We start from the raw sequence: 14,069 nt of genomic DNA, 5'->3' as shown, positions 1-14,069 counted from the left end.
GAAAGGAGCGTCGTCCGCCCGAAGGGCAGGCCGGGCGGCGTCGGGTGCGTGCGATCGCAAGGCGGAGGGTCGTCCCGATACTGGTTGTATCGGGACGATCCCGACAACGCGGCCAGCGTGCGTGTCAGGCGTCGCCCGGCAGACGGGACTCTAGAAACACGCCCTGGGCCGGACCCTGGGCGAGCAGCGGCAGCGGCGGGAAGTCATGTCCCTCCCACAGCCGGCGTGCGGCCTCGTCCGGGTACGGGCGGACCTCCGGCTCCGCGTCCAGGACCTGCACCAGCCGCTCCCCCGGGTCGTAGGCGGGCCAGCCCGGGTCGCCGGTGCGGGCGAACGCCGTCCAGGACGCGCGCAGGCGGGCGGACAGCGTGCGCGCCTCCTCGGTCACCTCCGCGCCGGCGAACAGCAGGTTGCCCAGGTCGGCGTCGTAGGTGCCGAACAGCAGGGGTATGTCCAGGCCGTGGCAGGCGCCCAGCGAACCGCCCATGCCGGGGGCCGGCCAGGTCAGCTCGTAGACATGGGCCCGGCCGCCGCCCGCGACCTGCGCCTCGGCCAGGTGCAGGGACGGCATGTGGAACAGCCAGTCGGACTGCACCCGTTCGAACAGCTCCCCCGGCCCCGCGTCCGGGTAGGCCTCCCGGTAGGCCCGTTCACCGGCCTCGCCGCCGCCCGGCCCGAACAGCCGCAGTACGCCTGTCGCCTGTTCCTCCGTCACCTTGCCCAGCAGGCCCGCCAGGGCCACGAACAGGCGGTACTCCTGCGCGTTGTGCCCGACGATCAGCTCCACGTCCCGGCCCGCACCCGCCGCCAGCGCCTGCCAGGGGGTGACCGGCAGCACCTCGCCGTCGACCACGGGTGAGAACGGCGTGACGGTGGGCGCGACCCGCCCCCAGCGGTCCACGCGCTCGCCCATCTTCGCGGAGAGAGCCGCCCCGGCCTCGGTCAGCTCACGCGGATCGACCGTGGCCAGGTCGGCGACCGTGGGCCGCAGTCCGGCCTCGGCGGCGATTGCGGCGGCGAGGTCACGGGCCAGCTCGTCGGAGAAGTACGTGCCGGGCACGCTCTGCGCGATCGCCCGCCCGAACAGCCCCCGCGCGGACGGCATGGCCAGCAGCGACGCCACCGACCCGGCGCCCGCCGACTCCCCGAAGACAGTCACCCGGCCGGGATCGCCGCCGAACTCCGCGATGTTGTCCCGCACCCACTCCAGGGCGGCGACCTGGTCGAGCAGTCCCCGGTTGGCGGGCGCGCCCTCCAACCGGGCGAACCCCTCTGTGCCGACGCGGTAGTTGAAGCTGACCACGACCAGATCACCGGCGCGGGCGATGTGCCGCGCGTCGTAACCCGGGCTGCCCGCGTGGCCGAGCTTGTAGGCGCCGCCGTAGATCCACACCATGACGGGGCGGGCTGCGGCGGGCTCGGGGTCCGGTGTCCACACGTTCGCCGTCAGCCAGTCGTCGCCGGTGGGCACGTCCAGCACGCCCGTGCGTCCCTGGATGCCCGGTTCCTGCGGGGGCGGCGGGCCGAAGGCGTGCGCGTCCCGAACGCCCTCCCACGGCCGGGGCGGGAGCGGGGCCTGGAAGCGGGCCTGCCCGACCGGGGGTGCGGCGAAGGGGATGCCGCGGAAGACGGCCAGTCCATCTTCCCGGCGTCCTCGGACGGCTCCCGCGGCGGTGCGGACCACGGGTTCGGCTTCGACTGTCGTCATCGATCACTCCTCGAAGGGCGGCTGTTCGTGGAACGGACGGTGCTCGGGCAAAGTGCCGAAGGCGGCCGCCACCCCTCGTGTGGGTGACGGCCGCGTCCGGCTGGGCAGTTGGTCACGCCTTGACCGGCGTGGCCTCCCGCACCCCTTCCGGGTCCGCCGCCCGGACGGCCGCCCCGCGCTTCGGGATGAAGGTGGCGAGCAGGAAGGCGGCCAGGGCCGCTCCCGCACCGATGGCCATGACGACCTTGAAGCCGTTCTCGGCCGGCAGGGCGAAGCCTCCGTACTCGGTGGTCATCTGGGCGAGGATCACACCCGCGACGGCACTGGCGAAGCTGGTGCCCAGGGACCGCATCAGGGTGTTGAGGCTGTTGGCCGAGCCGGTCTGGGAGGGGTCGACCGCGCCCATGATCAGGGCGGGCAGGGCGCCGTAGGTGAAGCCCACGCCGGCGCCGATGATGCAGGACACCAGGACGAGGTGCCAGACCTCGCTCATGAGCAGGATGTTGAGGCCGTAGCCGGTGGCGACGATCAGCGAGCCGATCATCAGGGTGACCTTGGGACCCTTGGCCTTGGTGATACTGGCGGAGACCGCGGACATGACCATCATGACCAGGCCCTGCGGGGCGAGCACCAGGCCGACGGTGAGCATCGACTTGCCGAGGCCGTAGCCGGTCTGCTCGGGCAGCTGGAGGAGCTGGGGCAGGACCAGGGACATCGCGAACATCGAGAAGCCGAGGGCGATCGAGGCCAGGTTGGTGAAGAGGACCTGCCGCTTCGCGGTGGTGCGCAGGTCGACCAGTGGCTGCCTCGCCCGCAGCTCCCACCAGCCCCAGGCGACCAGGATCAGGACCGCGGCGGCACCCAGACCCAGCGTCGTGCCGGAGGTCCAGCCCCAGTCGCCGCCCTTGGACACGGCCAGCAGCAGGGAGACCAGACCGGCCGACAGTCCGAGCGAGCCGACGAGGTCGAAGCGGCCGCCGACGCGGTTCTCGGACTCCGGGACGAGCAGCAGGACGAGGGCGAAGGCGACGACGCCGAGGGCGGCGGAGGTCCAGAAGAGGATGTGCCAGTCCCAGTTGTCCGCGATGAACGCGGCGGTGGGCAGGCCGAGCGCGCCGCCCACACCGAGGGAGGCGCTCATGACGGCCGTCGAACCGGCGAGCTTCTCGGCGGAGACCGTGTCACGCAGGATGCTGATGCCCAGCGGCACCACGGCGGCCGACAGGCCCTGCAACGCACGACCGATGATCATCGGGACCAGGGAGTCGGCGAGGGCGCACACCACGGAGCCGGAGATCAGCAGGATGATGCTGGTCAGCAGCATGCGCCGCTTGCCGACCATGTCACCGAGCCGGCCCACGACCGGGGTGGCGACGGCGGCCGCGAGCAGCGTGGCCGTGACCGCCCAGGCGGTGTCGGACGCGGGGGCGTCCAGCAGCTTCGGCAGCTCGGGGACGATCGGGATGACCAGGGTCTGCATCAGCGAGACGACGATGCCGGCGAGGGCCAGGACCGCCACCACGGCGTTCGACCTCGGCGGCGCGGATGTCCCCGCCGCAGCGGGCGGGGCGGGAGCGTCGGGCATGACAGGGCCTCCGTCGGATGAGCAAGGGGGGAACTGCTTGACTCAAGCAAGCTTATGGCGATTGATTGAGTTAAGCAAGCTAAATCCGGGGGAGGCCCGCCCGCCAGGCACGACGGAGGCGGGGAGAGGAAGGAACCCTCCCTCTCCCCGCCTCCACACAGGAGCCGGCCGCTGGGCCGACGGCTCAGCCGGTCTCAGCTGAGGGTCTTCAGCGCCGCCGCGTCGTACGGCTTCAGCTCGTCGAGGCGGCCGGCCAGGATCTTGGCGGCCCACTCCGGGTCCTGGAGCAGCGCACGGCCGACGGCCACCATGTCGAACTCGTCGCGCTCCAGCCGGTCCAGGAGGTCGTCGAGGTTCTTGAGCCCGGATCCCTCGCCCTGGAAGGCCTTGAGGAAGTCGCCGTCGAGGCCGACCGAGCCGACGGTGATGGTGGGCCGGCCGGTCAGCTTCTTCGTCCAGCCCGCGAGGTTGAGGTCGGAGCCGTCGAACTCCGGCACCCAGTAGCGGCGGGTGGAGGCGTGGAAGGCGTCGACACCGGCCGCGGCGAGCGGGGCGAGGACGGCCTCCAGTTCCTCGGGGGTCTCGGCGAGGCGCGCGTCGTAGGCCTCCTGCTTCCACTGCGAGTAGCGGAAGACGACCGGGAACTCCGCCGACACCGTCTGGCGTACGGCCGCGACGATCTCCGCCGCGAACTTGGTACGGGCGACCGGGTCACCGCCGTACGCGTCGGTGCGGCGGTTGGTGCCCGCCCACAGGAACTGGTCGACCAGGTAGCCGTGGGCGCCGTGGATCTCCACGCCGTCGAAGCCGATGCGCTCCGCGGCCGCCGCGGCCTCGGCGAACGCGCCGATGACGTCGTCCAGGTCGCGCTGGGTCATCGCCTTGCCGGCGCCCTCGGCGCCGTTCAGGCGCAGGCCGGAGGGGCCGACTGCGGGGGCGTCCGCGACGGGCGGCTCGCCCTGGTTGCGCACCATGCCGATGTGCCACAGCTGCGGCACGACCGTCCCGCCGCCCGCGTGCACGGCCTCGGCGACCTTCGCCCACCCGGCCAGCTGCTCCTCGCCGTGGAACCGCGGCACCCGGTCGCTGTTCCCGGCCGAGTCGTGGCCGACATACGTGCCCTCGGTGACGATGAGACCGACACCGGCGGCGGCACGGCGGCCGTAGTACGACGCCACGTCCTCGCCGGGGACGCCGCCGGGCGAGAACATCCGGGTCATGGGCGCCATGGCGATGCGGTTCGGCACGGTCAGGCCGTTGAGGGAGACGGGACGCGCGAGGATCTCGGCGGCGCGGGAGGCGGCGGGGGCGGCAGTCACGACAGGGGACTCCTCGGAGAGGTCATGGTGGACATCGAGCAAGACGTCGAGCGGGGACATTCCGGACGGTATGTGCACATGCAAGAACTGGCCTCTCCCCTCAACGGCCCGCCCCGCCCCCGCCATTCCGCCCACTCCCCCACCACCACTGTGATCCGGGCCACGCCGACAGCCCCCGGCCACCCCGGAGAATGCCCCTATGCCGAAGCCCTCACCGGTGGTCTCCCCGCACGAGCTGGAACGTTCCTCCGTGGTCGCCAACAACACGATGAACCGTGAACGCGGCCTCACCGGGGTGAACAGCTACGCCCGCGAACTGGGCTTCCAGCCCCTGGAGTTCCTGGGCGGCCTGCCCGCCCCCGCCTGGCTGGACCTGTGCAGCGGTGAGGGACGTGCGCTGCGCCAGGCCGCCGCCGCGCTGCCCGCCACCGCGACCCTCACCGGCGTCGACCTGGTGGGCCCCCTCGCCCCCACCCCGGCCCCGCCGGTCCTGGAGGAGATCATCGCCTCCGTCGGCTCCTGGGTGCCGACCCGGACGTACGACCTCATCACCTGCGTGCACGGCCTGCACTACGTCGGCGACCAGCTCGGGCTCCTCGGCCGGGCCGCCTCCTGGCTCACCCCGGACGGACTGCTGGCCGCGCACTTCGACCCGGACTCGATCCGCCGCCCCGACGGCTCACCGGCGGGCCGCCCCGCCCTCGCGGCCCTGCGCGCGGCCGGCTTCCACTACAGCCCCCGCCACCACCGGCTCACCCTCCGAGGCGCCCGCACCCTGACCCTGCCGTTCCGGTACACCGGCGCGGACCCGGCCGCCGGCCCCAACTACACGGGCCAGCCCGCGGTCGCCTCGCACTACGAGCACTACGAGCACTAGCGCCGGTACCACGGGCGGGGGTGAAACGCCCGAGGGCGGCACCCCCCGCTTCAGCAGGGAGTACCGCCCTCGGTAGGAAAACCGAGCTTGATCAGCGATCAGGCTCAGAAGTCCATGTCACCGCCCGGCATGCCGCCGCCGGCCGGGGCAGCGCCCGCCTTCTCCGGCTTGTCGGCGATGACGGCCTCGGTGGTGAGGAACAGCGCGGCGATCGACGCGGCGTTCTGCAGCGCGGAACGCGTCACCTTCGCCGGGTCGATGATGCCCTCGGCGATCATGTCGACGTACTCACCGGTCGCGGCGTTCAGGCCGTGGCCGACGGGCAGGTTGCGCACCTTCTCGACGATGACGCCACCCTCGAGACCACCGTTGACGGCGATCTGCTTGAGCGGGGCCTCCAGGGCGAGCTTCACGGCGTTGGCGCCGGTCGCCTCGTCACCCTCGAGGTCGAGCTTCTCGAAGACCGAGGTGGCCTGGAGCAGGGCCACGCCACCACCGGCGACGATGCCCTCCTCGACGGCCGCCTTCGCGTTGCGAACGGCGTCCTCGATGCGGTGCTTGCGCTCCTTGAGCTCCACCTCGGTGGCGGCGCCGGCCTTGATGACGGCCACGCCGCCGGCCAGCTTCGCCAGACGCTCCTGGAGCTTCTCGCGGTCGTAGTCCGAGTCGCTGTTCTCGATCTCGGCGCGGATCTGGTTGACCCGGCCGGCGACCTGCTCCGAGGAGCCGGACCCGTCGACGATGGTGGTCTCGTCCTTGGTGATGACGACCTTGCGGGCCTTGCCAAGGAGGTCCAGGGAGGTGTTCTCGAGCTTGAGACCGACCTCCTCGGAGATGACCTCGCCACCGGTGAGGATGGCGATGTCGTTCAGCATCGCCTTGCGGCGGTCGCCGAAGCCCGGGGCCTTGACCGCGACGGACTTGAAGGTGCCGCGGATCTTGTTGACGACCAGGGTCGACAGGGCCTCGCCCTCGACGTCCTCGGCGATGATCAGCAGCGGCTTGCCCGACTGCATGACCTTCTCCAGGAGCGGGAGCAGGTCCTTGACGTTCGCGATCTTGGAGTTCGCGATCAGGATGTACGGGTCGTCGAGGACGGCCTCCATACGCTCCATGTCGGTCGCGAAGTACGCCGAGATGTAGCCCTTGTCGAAGCGCATGCCCTCGGTGAGCTCGAGCTCGAGACCGAAGGTCTGCGACTCCTCGACCGTGATGACGCCTTCCTTGCCGACCTTGTCCATGGCCTCGGCGATGAGCTCGCCGATCTGGGTGTCGGCGGCGGAGATGGAGGCCGTCGAAGCGATCTGCTCCTTGGTCTCGACATCCTTCGCCTGCTCGAGCAGGGCACCGGAGACGGCCTCGACGGCCTTCTCGATACCGCGCTTGAGGGCCATCGGGTTGGCGCCGGCGGCCACGTTGCGCAGGCCCTCGCGGACCAGCGCCTGGGCGAGGACGGTCGCGGTGGTCGTACCGTCACCGGCGACGTCGTCCGTCTTCTTGGCGACTTCCTTGACCAGCTCGGCGCCGATCTTCTCGTACGGGTCCTCGAGCTCGATCTCCTTGGCGATGGAGACACCATCGTTGGTGATCGTGGGGGCGCCCCACTTCTTCTCGAGGACGACGTTGCGGCCCTTGGGGCCGAGCGTCACCTTCACGGCGTCCGCGAGCTGGTTCATGCCGCGCTCGAGGCCGCGCCGCGCCTCCTCGTCGAACGCGATGATCTTGGCCATGTGAAGTGGTCCCTCCAGGACTGGGGGTGATTCCTTCGGACCGCGCCCGCGCCCGCGACGGACGGCTCGCCTGCCCCGTGGTTCCTTGCCCCACCTGGCCTGCGGGCCTCACCGACCCGGTCCTTCGTTGTCACTCTCACCTTCAGAGTGCTAACGCCAATGATTAGCACTCGACCCGTCCGAGTGCAAGGTGTGCCCGCGCAGCGGGCTCGTTGAGAGTGGTGGTCGGGTGACGGGCGGGCGCAAGCGGATCCGCCGGATCCGCAGGTGGACAACGCCGCCCGGCGGCACCCACCGCACCCGTCCGGACATGGCGAAGGGCCCGCACCCCTGGAGGTGCGAGCCCTTCGCGGATAGAACAGAAGAACGTCGCTGCAAGTCGGCGCGTGCTTCAGCCGGTCGCGAGCCGGACCATGTCCGCCTGCGGCCCCTTCTGACCCTGCGAGATCTCGAAATCGACCCGCTGGCCCTCTTCCAGGGTGCGGTATCCGTCCATCTGGATCGCGCTGTAGTGGACGAAAACATCCGCACCACCGTCGACCGCGATGAAGCCGTACCCCTTCTCCGCGTTGAACCACTTGACGGTGCCCTGAGCCATGCCTAACTCCCCTATTACTGGCCCTTGCACAGATCCACACTTCGCGGATCCGGGTCAGACCTCACCCCCCAAGTTCGTTGGGGGCGTGCGCCGGAACGCGTCGACCGCGGCTGAATGTATCTGTCCAACTGCCGTCTGCAACAGGTCAATCGGACGAGAATTCTGGACGCGAACGGTCCGGAGAAGAGTGAGAATTCGCCCGCATTCAGGGCAAGTCGGGCCCCACAAAGGGAATGAAAGGCGCAAAACACATGCACACTTTGGCTACTTCTCATCGCCTGCAACGGCGGAACTCATATGCGGCCGGCATGCAATGGGCGGCGCGTTCCCCAACTGTACCGCGCTCAACCACACTGAATTGCCCCCTCCGCTTCTCTCGCGGAGGGGGCAATTCGATGAACTCTCGGTAATTAACGTTACCGACGGTTACTACCGGCGGGTACTGAACACCGGTCAGCCACCGGCCACGGCCGGGATGATGGAGACACCGGCGCCGTCGGGGGTCGCCGTGTCCAGCCCCTTCTCGAAGCGGACGTCGTCGTCGTTGACGTACACGTTGACGAACCTGCGCAGCTTGCCCTGGTCGTCGAGGACGCGGGCGGCGATGCCCGTGTGGTTCTTCTCCAGGTCGGCGATGATCTCGCCGAGGGTGGCGCCCTCGGCCGGGACCTCGGCCTTGCCACCGGTGTAGGTGCGCAGGATGGTCGGGATGCGGACGGTCACGCTCATGCGAGGCCAGCCTCTCGGAAGGAGTCCAGGTTCGGACGGATGGTGGCGGTGAGGCCGGTGCCGGCCACCGCGTCGAGGGTCTTGAGGCCGTCCCCGGTGTTGAGCACGACCGTGGTCTTCGTCGGGTCGAGGAGACCGTTCTCGATCAGCTTCCTCGTCACACCGACCGTCACGCCACCGGCGGTCTCCGCGAAGATGCCCTCGGTCCGCGCCAGCAGCTTGATCGCGTCGACCACCTGCTCGTCGTTCACGTCCTCCACCGCGCCACCGGTTCGGCGCGCGATGTCCAGGACGTACGGCCCGTCCGCCGGATTGCCGATGGCGAGGGACTTGGCGATGGTGTTCGGCTTCTGCGGCCGGACGACGTCGTGGCCGGCCTTGTAGGCGACGGACACCGGCGAGCAGCCCTCGGCCTGCGCGCCGAAGATCTTGTACGGCCTGTCCTCGACGAGACCGAGCTTGATCAGCTCCTGGAGCCCCTTGTCGATCTTCGTGAGCTGCGAGCCGGAGGCGATCGGCACGACGAGCTGGTCGGGCAGCTGCCAGCCGAGCTGCTCGCAGATCTCGTACGCCAGCGTCTTGGAGCCCTCGGCGTAGTACGGCCGCAGGTTGACGTTGACGAAGCCCCAGCCCTCGCCCGCCGGGTCGCCGATCAGCTCGGAGCAGAAGCGGTTCACGTCGTCGTAGTTGCCCTCGATGCCGACGAGTTCGCCGCCGTAGATCGCGGCCATGACGATCTTGCCCTGCTCCAGGTCGTGCGGGATGAACACGCAGGAGCGGAAGCCGGCGCGGGCGGCGGCGGCGCCGACGGCACCGGCCAGGTTGCCCGTGGAGGAGCAGGAGAGGGTCGTGAAGCCGAAGGCGCGGGCGGCCTCGATGGCCTGGGCGACGACCCGGTCCTTGAAGGAGTGCGTCGGGTTGCCGGAGTCGTCCTTGACGAACAGCTTGCCGGCGTCGACGCCCAGCTCGCGGGCCAGGTTGTCGGCCTGGACGAGCTTGGTCCAGCCGGGGTTGATGTTCGGCTTGTCCGCCACGTCGGCGGGGACGGGCAGCAGCGGCGCATAACGCCAGATGTTCGCGGGGCCCGCCTCGATGCGCTTGCGGAGCTCCTCGGTGTCATAGGACGAGAAGTCGTACGCGATCTCCAGCGGGCCGAAACACTCTTCGCAGGCGAAGACCGGGCCGAGAGGCACGCGGTGTCCGCACTCGCGGCAGGAGAGCGCCGCGGCGGGACCGAGGTCGACGGAGTCTGTGGTGCTTGCAACTGTCTGCACAGCCATGTGAGGCGAGGCCCTTCCTCATCTTCCTCACGACGCATCTCGCCGTGAGACGGATTTGGCACCTTCCCTAGCCGGGAGCCTCGCCACAACAACGTGACAAGACCGGCTGGAGGGTTGCCGGGGCTTCATCGGGCCGTATCCCTCTGCCCCTCTGGATGAGCGGTATGAAGTTGTGGGTGGCGAACGCAGGCCACCTCGGACATGCGATGGTCATCCGCGTTGTTCAAGACTGTAACCGAAGGCCAGGACAGTTGAGATAGACGTCCGAACCGCGAGATGGATCACACCGTCACCCCTCGTGCACCAGGTGTGATCATGACAGTGAGGAGCCGCAGACCGTGCTGAAAGAAGCTGAAGCCTGGCTGGCCACCCGCTCCTGGTCCGTGACCGACCGCCCGCTGCACCGCATCCTGGCCGCGAAACGTGCCTCGGGTCAGACGGTCTCCGTGGTGCTGCCCGCCCTGAACGAGCAGGAGACGGTCGGTGACATCGTCGCGGTCATCCGCCACGACCTGATGCAGCAGGTCCCGCTGGTCGACGAGATCGTCGTCGTCGACTCGGGCTCCACGGACCGTACGTCCGAGGTCGCCGCGGCGGCCGGGGCGCGGGTCGTGCACCGGGACGACATCCTGCCCCGGATACCGACCGTGCCCGGCAAGGGAGAGGTGCTGTGGCGGTCGTTGCTCGTCACGACCGGGGACATCGTCTGTTTCATCGACGCCGACCTCAAGGAGTTCTCCTCCGACTTCGTCTCGGGGATCGTGGGCCCGCTGCTCACCGACCCCGCGGTGGATCTGGTCAAGGCCATGTACGACCGCCCGCTGGGCGGCGCTGCGGGCCAGGGCGGCCGGGTCACCGAACTCATGGCCCGCCCGCTGCTCAACATGCACTGGCCGCAACTGGCCGGCTTCGTGCAACCGCTCGGCGGTGAGTACGCGGCCCGCCGCAGCCTGCTGGAGCAGCTCCCGTTCCCCGTCGGCTACGGCGTGGAACTGGGCATGCTGGTCGACGCCCTGCACCTGGTGGGCCTGGACGCCCTCGCCCAGGTCGACGTCGGCGTGCGCAAGCACCGCCACCAGGACGGGCAGGCGCTCGGCCGGATGGCGGCGGCGATCTACCGCACCGCGCAGCTCCGGCTGGCCCGCGGGCACATGATCCGCCCCGCCCTCACCCAGTTCGAGCGGAGCACGGACGGCTTCGAGCCACGCACCTACTCCGTGGACACCGAGGAACGTCCGCCGATGGCGGAGATCGCCGAGTACGCGGAACGCAAGGCCGCGTAGCGGGTCGTGCGGGGCACGGCGTGCCGGGCACCGCATGGGCGGCACGTGGGTGGGGACGCCGTCCAACGCGCGGTCCGGCCGCCGTATACGGCCGGATACGAGCCGCCCACGGAGCGCATCCGTACGTTTGAGCGTTTCCGGACCGGGCTAGGTTGTGGCGTATGGCTTTCACGCGTGGTGCTGCTGCCGAGGGTGCTCAGGTGCTGGTCGCGTCCAACCGCGGCCCGGTCTCCTACCAGGTGCGCGAGGACGGTTCGCTGCACGCCAGGCGGGGCGGCGGCGGACTGGTCTCGGGACTGTCGGCGATCGGGCCGGACGCGGGCGCCCTGTGGGTGTGCTCGGCGCTGACCGACGGCGACCGCGAGGCGGTGCGGCGCGGGGTCGGCGAGGACGGCGTCCGGATGCTCGACATCCCGGCCGACGTGCACGCCGACGCGTACAACGGCGTCGCCAACTCCGTGCTCTGGTTCATCCACCACCTGCTCTACCAGACCCCGCTGGAGCCGGTCTTCGACGCGGAGTTCCGGCGCCAGTGGGCGTCGTACGAGACGTACAACCGCGCGTTCGCGGAGGCGCTGGCCGAGGAGGCCGCGGAGGGTGCGGCGGTCCTCGTGCAGGACTACCACCTGTGTCTGGTCCCCGGCATGCTCCGCGAACTCCGCCCCGACCTGCGCATCGGCCACTTCTCGCACACACCGTGGGCGCCGGTGGACTACTTCGCGCTGCTCCCCACCGACATCCGCGCGCAACTGCTGCGCGGCATGCTCGGCGCGGACCGCCTCGGCTTCCTGACCAGGCGCTGGGCGGACGCGTTCAGCGCCTGCTGCACGGAGTTCGTGGGAGGCCTGGGCAGCACCGAGATCGGCGTCCACGGTCTCGGGGCCGACGCCGACTTCCTGCGCGCCCGCTCCCACGAGTCCGACGTCGAGGAGCGCATCGTCGCCCTCCGCGAGGAGATCGGCGAGGGCCGCAGAACCATCGTGCGCGTCGACCGCACCGAGCTGTCGAAGAACATCGTGCGCGGTCTGCTCGCCTACCGGCAGCTCCTCGACGACCGCCCCGAGTGGCGCGAACGTGTCGTCCACGTGGCGTTCGCCTACCCCTCCCGCCAGGATCTCGCCGTCTACCGCGACTACACGGCCGAGGTGCAGCGGGTCGCGCGGGAGATCAACGAGCGGTACGGCACCCCCGGCTGGACCCCGGTCGTCCTGCACGTCAAGGACGACTTCGCCCGCTCCCTGGCCGCGTACCGCCTCGCCGACGTGGCGCTGGTCAACCCCGTCCGGGACGGCATGAACCTGGTCGCCAAGGAGGTCCCGATCGTCTCCGACCAGGGCTGTGCGCTGGTGCTGTCCCGGGAGGCCGGGGCGTACTGGGAGCTGGGCGAGGACGCCATCGTGGTGAACCCCTACGACGTCCTGGAGACCGCCCGCGCCCTCCACGAGGCGCTGACCATGGCCCCGGAGGAGCGGGCGGCGCGAGCCAAGAGGCTGACGGAGGCCGCGACCGCGCTGCCTCCGGCCCGGTGGTTCCTGGAGCAGTTGCAGGCGCTCCAGGCCCTCCAGCGCAGCTGACCGGAGAACACCCGCAAGCCCCACGCCCCGGCGGCACCACCGACGCCACTCGCGGCCACCCGAAACCCGCACTCCAGCCGACCCCACAGCAAGCCCCACGCCCCGGCGACACCGCCGACGCCACTCGCGGCGCCGGGTCCGCCGGCGAGCCGACCGGACAGCACCCGCAGCAAGCGCCAGGAAGCCCGACGACACCTGCACGCACCCCAAACCCGGCCCCCAGCCGACCCGACAACGCCCGCAGCAGCCCCACGACCCGGCGCGACCGTCGACGCCACTTACCGCCACCCCAAACCCGGCCCCCAGCCGACCCGACAACGCCCGCAGCAGCCCTACGACCCGGCGGGACCGTCGACGCCGCTTACGGCCACCCCAAGCCAGTCCCCACAGCAAGCCCCAGGACCCGGCGGCGACACTCCCACACGCCCCGAACCGCTCACCCCAGCCGACCCGACAGCGCCCGCAGCAGCCGCACGACCCCGGCGGGACCGTCGACGACCAGGTCCGCGCGCGCCGACAGCTCGGTCACCTCGGAGCTGCCGCTGGCCACCAGGAGACCGGGGACGCCGTCGGAGCGGAGCTTCTCCACCGCGGCGAAGGCGGGCAGGTCACCGAGGTCGTCGCCGGCGTAGAGCACCGCCTCGGCGCCGATCTCGCGGACGTACTCCGTCAGGGCCACGCCCTTGTCGACGCCCGGCGGCCGCAGCTCCAGCACCATCCGGCCGGGTTCGACGATCAGCCCGTGCCGGGTGGCCAGCTCGGCGAGCGGCCGGCGCAGTGCCTCGAACGCGGCCTCCGGGTCCTCCGCCCGGCGCGTGTGCACGGCGACGGCCCGCCCCTTCTCCTCGACCCAGGTCCCCCGCCCCGCCCCGGCCGCCTCCAGCACAGCGGGCAACTCGGCCCGCACGGCCGCGACACCCGGGTGCGGGTCGGGCGCGGAAACGGTCCCGGTACGGGCGTCCCACCGCTCGGCCCCGTAATGCCCCAGCACGGCGAGCCGCTCCAGCCCCGCCACCCCGGCGAACCCGCCGTTCCGCACGGCCACCGCGGCGGGCCGTCCCGTCACCACAGCGACGGAGGCCACCTTCGGCGCCAGCTCCGCGAGCACGGGCAGGGCATCCGGATGCGCCCGCGCATCCTCCGGATTCTCCACGATCGGCGCGAGCGTCCCGTCGAAGTCGAGCCCGACGAGAGTGCCGCGCGGCTTGGCCAGGATCGCGGCGAGCGCCTCGCGGCCGTGGGGGGTGGTGGGGGTGGGGAGGTGGGAGTCCGTGGGGTGCGTCTCTTGGTTGCCCATACCGGTGACGATAGCCAACGCCGGTACCTGTCAGCCCGGTCGGCCGCACCCAGCCCGTCCGGCGATTGAGGACGAGGCCCCTTCAGGGC

At 70.9% G+C, this 14,069-nt stretch carries 11 protein-coding genes and 1 riboswitch; of the genes, 3 read left to right on the top strand and 8 right to left on the bottom strand.

The features are described 5' to 3' along the window. Positions 1-124: 124 nt before the first annotated feature. The 3 genes from ACFWJX_RS03850 to ACFWJX_RS03840 all read right to left on the bottom strand — a co-directional run bounded on the left by ACFWJX_RS03850 (position 125) and on the right by ACFWJX_RS03840 (position 4,672). A complete protein-coding gene (locus tag ACFWJX_RS03850; RefSeq protein ID WP_383236364.1) occupies positions 125-1,708 on the bottom strand; it encodes a carboxylesterase/lipase family protein in 1,584 nt (527 codons plus the stop codon). Between the two features lie 112 nt (positions 1,709-1,820). Next, the gene (locus ACFWJX_RS03845; RefSeq protein WP_383236362.1) at positions 1,821-3,293 is read right to left on the bottom strand and encodes an MFS transporter; all 1,473 of its coding nucleotides are present in this window, start codon (positions 3,291-3,293) and stop codon (positions 1,821-1,823) included. Positions 3,294-3,487: 194 nt separating this feature from the next. Further along, on the bottom strand, positions 3,488-4,672 hold the full coding sequence (locus ACFWJX_RS03840) for an NADH:flavin oxidoreductase (RefSeq protein WP_383236359.1): 1,185 nt from the start codon (positions 4,670-4,672) through the stop codon (positions 3,488-3,490). A 139-nt stretch (positions 4,673-4,811) separates the two neighbouring features. Between ACFWJX_RS03840 and ACFWJX_RS03835 the strand changes: the two genes are divergently transcribed. After that, positions 4,812-5,489, top strand: a complete 678-nt coding sequence (locus tag ACFWJX_RS03835; protein WP_383236356.1) for a methyltransferase domain-containing protein — start codon at positions 4,812-4,814, stop codon at positions 5,487-5,489. Positions 5,490-5,593: 104 nt separating this feature from the next. Here ACFWJX_RS03835 and groL read toward each other — a convergent pair whose 3' ends face one another. The 4 genes from groL to thrC all read right to left on the bottom strand — a co-directional run bounded on the left by groL (position 5,594) and on the right by thrC (position 9,826). Beyond that, positions 5,594-7,219: a chaperonin GroEL gene (groL, locus tag ACFWJX_RS03830; protein WP_073497735.1), complete on the bottom strand. Its 1,626-nt coding sequence runs from the start codon at positions 7,217-7,219 to the stop codon at positions 5,594-5,596. 391 nt (positions 7,220-7,610) lie between these two features. Further along, positions 7,611-7,817: a cold-shock protein gene (locus ACFWJX_RS03825; protein ID WP_007493268.1), complete on the bottom strand. Its 207-nt coding sequence runs from the start codon at positions 7,815-7,817 to the stop codon at positions 7,611-7,613. Positions 7,818-8,270: 453 nt separating this feature from the next. Beyond that, entirely contained in the window at positions 8,271-8,546 is a 276-nt protein-coding gene (locus tag ACFWJX_RS03820) for a MoaD/ThiS family protein (protein ID WP_359059530.1), read from the bottom strand. After that, complete coding sequence (gene thrC / locus ACFWJX_RS03815) at positions 8,543-9,826, bottom strand: threonine synthase (RefSeq protein WP_383236351.1); 1,284 nt, start codon at positions 9,824-9,826, stop codon at positions 8,543-8,545. Before thrC ends, ACFWJX_RS03820 begins: the two co-directional genes overlap by 4 nt. 15 nt (positions 9,827-9,841) lie before the next feature. Next, a riboswitch (SAM riboswitch) is annotated at positions 9,842-9,988 on the bottom strand. 176 nt (positions 9,989-10,164) lie between these two features. On the opposite strand from thrC, the gene ACFWJX_RS03810 reads away from it, so the two are divergent. Beyond that, positions 10,165-11,109 (top strand): glucosyl-3-phosphoglycerate synthase, encoded by a 945-nt coding sequence (locus tag ACFWJX_RS03810; RefSeq protein ID WP_383236348.1) that lies wholly within the window; start codon positions 10,165-10,167, stop codon positions 11,107-11,109. A gap of 161 nt (positions 11,110-11,270) precedes the next feature. Next, positions 11,271-12,683, top strand: a complete 1,413-nt coding sequence (locus ACFWJX_RS03805; RefSeq protein ID WP_383236345.1) for a trehalose-6-phosphate synthase — start codon at positions 11,271-11,273, stop codon at positions 12,681-12,683. 436 nt (positions 12,684-13,119) lie between these two features. Here ACFWJX_RS03805 and otsB read toward each other — a convergent pair whose 3' ends face one another. Continuing rightward, positions 13,120-13,980, bottom strand: coding sequence for a trehalose-phosphatase (otsB, locus tag ACFWJX_RS03800; RefSeq protein ID WP_383236343.1), 861 nt, complete (start codon positions 13,978-13,980; stop codon positions 13,120-13,122). Between the last annotated feature and the right edge of the window lie 89 nt (positions 13,981-14,069).

The organism is Streptomyces sp. NPDC058335, assembly GCF_042723915.1.
Taxonomy (GTDB): Bacteria; Actinomycetota; Actinomycetes; order Streptomycetales; family Streptomycetaceae; genus Streptomyces.
Note: the sequence above shows the minus strand (reverse complement) of the source record. Positions and strands in the feature narration are given on the sequence as shown.

Excerpts from the sequence above, each read along its gene's own strand:
- ACFWJX_RS03850 (WP_383236364.1), bottom strand. The coding sequence starts at position 1,708 with ATGACGACAGTCGAAGCCGAACCCGTGGTCCGCACCGCCGCGGGAGCC.
- ACFWJX_RS03845 (WP_383236362.1), bottom strand. The coding sequence starts at position 3,293 with ATGCCCGACGCTCCCGCCCCGCCCGCTGCGGCGGGGACATCCGCGCCG.
- ACFWJX_RS03840 (WP_383236359.1), bottom strand. The coding sequence starts at position 4,672 with ATGTCCCCGCTCGACGTCTTGCTCGATGTCCACCATGACCTCTCCGAG.
- ACFWJX_RS03835 (WP_383236356.1), top strand. The coding sequence starts at position 4,812 with ATGCCGAAGCCCTCACCGGTGGTCTCCCCGCACGAGCTGGAACGTTCC.
- groL (WP_073497735.1), bottom strand. The coding sequence starts at position 7,219 with ATGGCCAAGATCATCGCGTTCGACGAGGAGGCGCGGCGCGGCCTCGAG.
- ACFWJX_RS03825 (WP_007493268.1), bottom strand. The coding sequence starts at position 7,817 with ATGGCTCAGGGCACCGTCAAGTGGTTCAACGCGGAGAAGGGGTACGGC.
- ACFWJX_RS03820 (WP_359059530.1), bottom strand. The coding sequence starts at position 8,546 with ATGAGCGTGACCGTCCGCATCCCGACCATCCTGCGCACCTACACCGGT.
- thrC (WP_383236351.1), bottom strand. The coding sequence starts at position 9,826 with ATGGCTGTGCAGACAGTTGCAAGCACCACAGACTCCGTCGACCTCGGT.
- ACFWJX_RS03805 (WP_383236345.1), top strand. The coding sequence starts at position 11,271 with ATGGCTTTCACGCGTGGTGCTGCTGCCGAGGGTGCTCAGGTGCTGGTC.
- otsB (WP_383236343.1), bottom strand. The coding sequence starts at position 13,980 with ATGGGCAACCAAGAGACGCACCCCACGGACTCCCACCTCCCCACCCCC.